1 protein-coding gene and 3 pseudogenes are annotated in these 3,421 nt (G+C 62.8%); 2 read left to right on the forward strand and 2 right to left on the reverse strand.

The features are described 5' to 3' along the window. Nucleotides 1–128: 128 nt before the first annotated feature. A pseudogene (locus ASG63_RS21055) lies at nucleotides 129–374 on the reverse strand (IS66 family transposase); the annotation flags it as partial. 44 nt (nucleotides 375–418) lie between these two features. On the opposite strand from ASG63_RS21055, the pseudogene ASG63_RS24750 reads away from it, so the two are divergent. After that, nucleotides 419–1,224, forward strand: a pseudogene (locus ASG63_RS24750) (IS5 family transposase). Nucleotides 1,225–1,229: 5 nt separating this feature from the next. On the opposite strand, the pseudogene tnpC reads toward ASG63_RS24750, so the two are convergent. After that, nucleotides 1,230–2,273, reverse strand: a pseudogene (gene tnpC, locus ASG63_RS21065) (IS66 family transposase); the annotation flags it as partial. A 235-nt stretch (nucleotides 2,274–2,508) separates the two neighbouring features. Between tnpC and ASG63_RS21070 the strand changes: the two are divergent. Next, nucleotides 2,509–3,303 carry an ABC transporter permease gene (locus tag ASG63_RS21070; protein WP_056221324.1) on the forward strand — a complete coding sequence of 265 codons (795 nt, stop codon included), beginning with the start codon at nucleotides 2,509–2,511 and terminating at the stop codon, nucleotides 3,301–3,303. The last annotated feature ends 118 nt before the right edge of the window (nucleotides 3,304–3,421 follow it).

A 3,421-nucleotide genomic window follows, 5' to 3' on the forward strand; every position in this document is an offset into this window, starting at 1 on the left:
GAGGGCATCCGGCTCTCCTCCTGGAAAGCCGGGCATCGAATCACATCTGCGCCGCTCTCAAAACCCTAATCGATTCAATCCGATCGGACACCGCTCTAGGTAATTACCCAGGCCCGTAATGGCGGGGTTTAAGCGCCGACGGTCTTGAGGATGGTGCCGAAGGGCGTGGCACCGGTCAGGCGTGCGGTATCGACGACGGTGCGGATGTCGGCCTCGCCCTTGGCGGCCCACATCGCGCGGTAGCCGTTGGTCACCTTCCGCTGGATCACGGACGGGCGCAGTAGCCGTTCCGAGCCGTTGTTGGTCGGCTCCACCGCGCCGGGATGGGCGAGGAACACCAGGAGCTGATCGCGAGCCCGGTCGATCTTAGAGCGTCTAACGAAACGGCACAGAGCGAGGTTTTCAGCGTTGGTTTGGCATGGCCAGACCGCTCCTCCCCGATGATCTCTGGGACGATATCGCTCCGCTCCTGCCACCGCCTCGGCCGCGTCCGAAGGGTTGACGTCCTCCGATCGAGAACCGGGCCGCACTGACGGGTATCTTGTTCGTGCTGCGCTCGGGCCTGCCGTGGGAGATGCTGCCGGCTGAGATGGGCTGTGGCTCCGGCATGAGTTGCTGGCGGCGGCTGTGGGATTGGCAAGCCGCGGGCGTGTGGGGCCGACTACATCACGTGTTGCTGGAGCGCCTGCACGCGTCGGGTGCGATCGACTGGAGCCGAGCTTGCCTGGACAGCGCGTCTGTCCCGGCCAAAAAAAGGGGCCTGCCACCGGCCCGAACCCGACGGACCGCGGCAAGCCGGGAACGAAACGTCACCTCGTCACCGACGCGCGCGGCACCCCGCTCGGCTTCTGCCTGAGTGGGGCCAACCGGCAAGACGGCGTCATGATGGCAGCGACTCTTGATGCCATCCCGTCTCTGCGGAGTGGTCGACGAGGACGACCGCGACGCCGCCCGGACAAGCTGCACGCCGACAAAGCTTACGATGCCAGTCAGCGTCGGCACGAATGCCGTGCGCGCGGGATCGTGCCTCGCATCGCCCGACGCGGTGTCGAGAGCAGTGAGAAGCTCGGCCGCCACCGATGGGTCGTGGAGCGCACCCACGCCTGGTTCAACCGCTTCCGTCGCCTGCCCGTCCGCTACGAGCGACGCGCCGACATCTACGAGGCCTTCACCAGCCTCGCGGCCAGTCTCATCACCTTCAACCAGATCAAACGGTTCTGTTAGGCGCTCTTAGCCTGGAGGGCTCGGGTCAGGTCGCAGTCGCTCGGTGTGGCGAGGATGGCGCTGAGCTGTCGATCCAGGCTCCGACGCTTGGCGGCCAGCGTCGAGGTGGCCAAGTCGGTGACGCGTTCGGCCAGGGCGAACACGGCGTGCAGCCAGAGCTGCAGCCGCCAGGGCACGGGGTCGTCGCTCACTTCGACGACATAGGCGACGTCCCGGGCGAGATGGGCGAGGCAGGTCTGGTGTGCAGCCGCGTGGCCCTGCTGTGCGGTGTAGCGATCCGAGATCCACACCGCGGGCCGGTGGCCGTCCATCATCTCCCGCACCACGACGGCGCCCCGCGTCGGCGAAGCCTGGTGGACGACCGCCTCGGCCGAATGGAAGACCCAATGGTAAGCGTTGCTGCCCTCGATGCGCACGCCGGTCTCGTCCGATGCGACCACCGCGGCCCGGCGCAGGGCGGACACGGCGGCCTCGCAACCGGAGCGGAAGCGCCTTTGCGCGCGCTGAAGCAGGTTCATCAGCCCGCCCTGGCTGAGGGTGAGACCGAACAGGTCCGACAGGGCCGCCTGCAGCCGCTCGTAGGACAGCGCCTGGAAGGTCTTCAGATACGTCGCCACCGCATGCAGCCGCGGGCCGAACGGCGGGCCGCGCGCCGCCTCCGGCACCGGCGCGACCACCCGCGCCTCGCAGGTCGGGCAGTGCACGGCCAACCGTCGATGCTGCGTCACGACCGGCGCCACCTCCGGCAACTCGATCCGCTCGGACACGCTCACGATCTCGGCGGGAAGATCGCCGTGCAGGGCGCCGCCGCAGCATGAACAGCGGTCGGGACGATTCTCGACAACCGCGTCGGGATCCTCGCTGATCGCCCGGCTATGCCCCTCGTGTCCCGGCTTCGCTCCGCCGGGTTTGGATTGCTCGCGCCGCTCTCTGCGGTCGGTCGCTGGCGGCTTCGAGGAGGTGCGCGAGGTCTTGTCCGGACGCTGCAGCCGCAGCACCAGCTCGATCAGATCCTCGCGGCTCAACCGCTCAAGATCGCTGCGCCCCATCCCATGAAGGAATCAGCGAAATCCGACCCGCGCAAGGGCCTGGGTAATTGCCCGCTCTAGAGCGCTTCGGGCGAACCGGGGTCAGGTTTCCCAATGCACTTCTCAACGACAACGCTCTGCGAGTCGCAAATTTGGCATTGGCTTGAGACGCAAGTCGGCATCCGTTGCGGCTCCGCATTTTCGTCCACATGACGAACTAAAGCGTCGCCATTTAGATTCGATATGGAGATTGAGCATGTCACCACCTGCCTCCGAGGTGTCCGCCAAGCGAAGTGAATTTGAGGTGTACGCAAATGTCATTCGAGCCTTGATGCTTCGTGACATGCGTACCCGCTTTGGAGGATCATACTGGGGCTATGTCGTCGTCGTTCTCTGGCCTGTTGCGCACATCTTTTTGATGGTCGGGATCATGATCTTCCGGGGCATACCGTCGCCGATGGGGAATGATGCGATATTGTTCGTCGCAACCGGCGCGGTTCCAGTCTTAGTTTTCCAGTATACTTCACGTGAGGCAATGAAGGCTATGCTGGTTAACCGGCCGCTGATGTATTACCCGCAAGTAAAAGCCTTCGATATCATGGCCGCTAGGTTTATCGTAGAAACAATAAAAGGTTTTCAAGGGCTGATTATTGTCTTTGCTATTCTGCTTGCGTTGGGCAGTAGCCCCAGCCCGGACGACCCAGCAATGGCGATTGGTGGCTACACGATGGCCTTGCTACTGGGCCTCGGAATGGGAGCCATCAACATGGCCATCATGACAGTCTTCCCGGGATGGTTGTGGGGCTACATCATAATCACCATATTGCTTTATATGACATCCGGTGTTTTTTTTCTGCCAAATATGCTTCCCGATGAGTTGTACAGCATAATGAAGTGGAGCCCAATCGTCCAAATCGTCGAGTGGGTAAGACTTGCCTATAATCCTCAGCTTGGAGTGACTGTAGATTACACCTACGTGATGGGCTGGTGCTTTGGCACAATCTGGCTCGGACTAGTCATGGAAAGGTTTGTCTTGCGACGCTTCGCGTAGGCGTCGTCATTTTGAACACCTGACCTGACTGGCTGGCTTTGGACCGGGCTGATTGAGAGGATCAGCCAGGACTGAAGGAGCTGGACATGCGGCGAGGTCAGAAGACGGGTGCGGAGCA

This window comes from Methylobacterium sp. Leaf94 (assembly GCF_001426045.1).
Lineage (GTDB): Bacteria > Pseudomonadota > Alphaproteobacteria > Rhizobiales > Beijerinckiaceae > Methylobacterium.

What these genes read in the sequence shown, in the direction of transcription:
- ASG63_RS21070 (WP_056221324.1), top strand. Translation starts at nt 2,509, where the DNA reads ATGTCACCACCTGCCTCCGAGGTGTCCGCCAAGCGAAGTGAATTTGAG.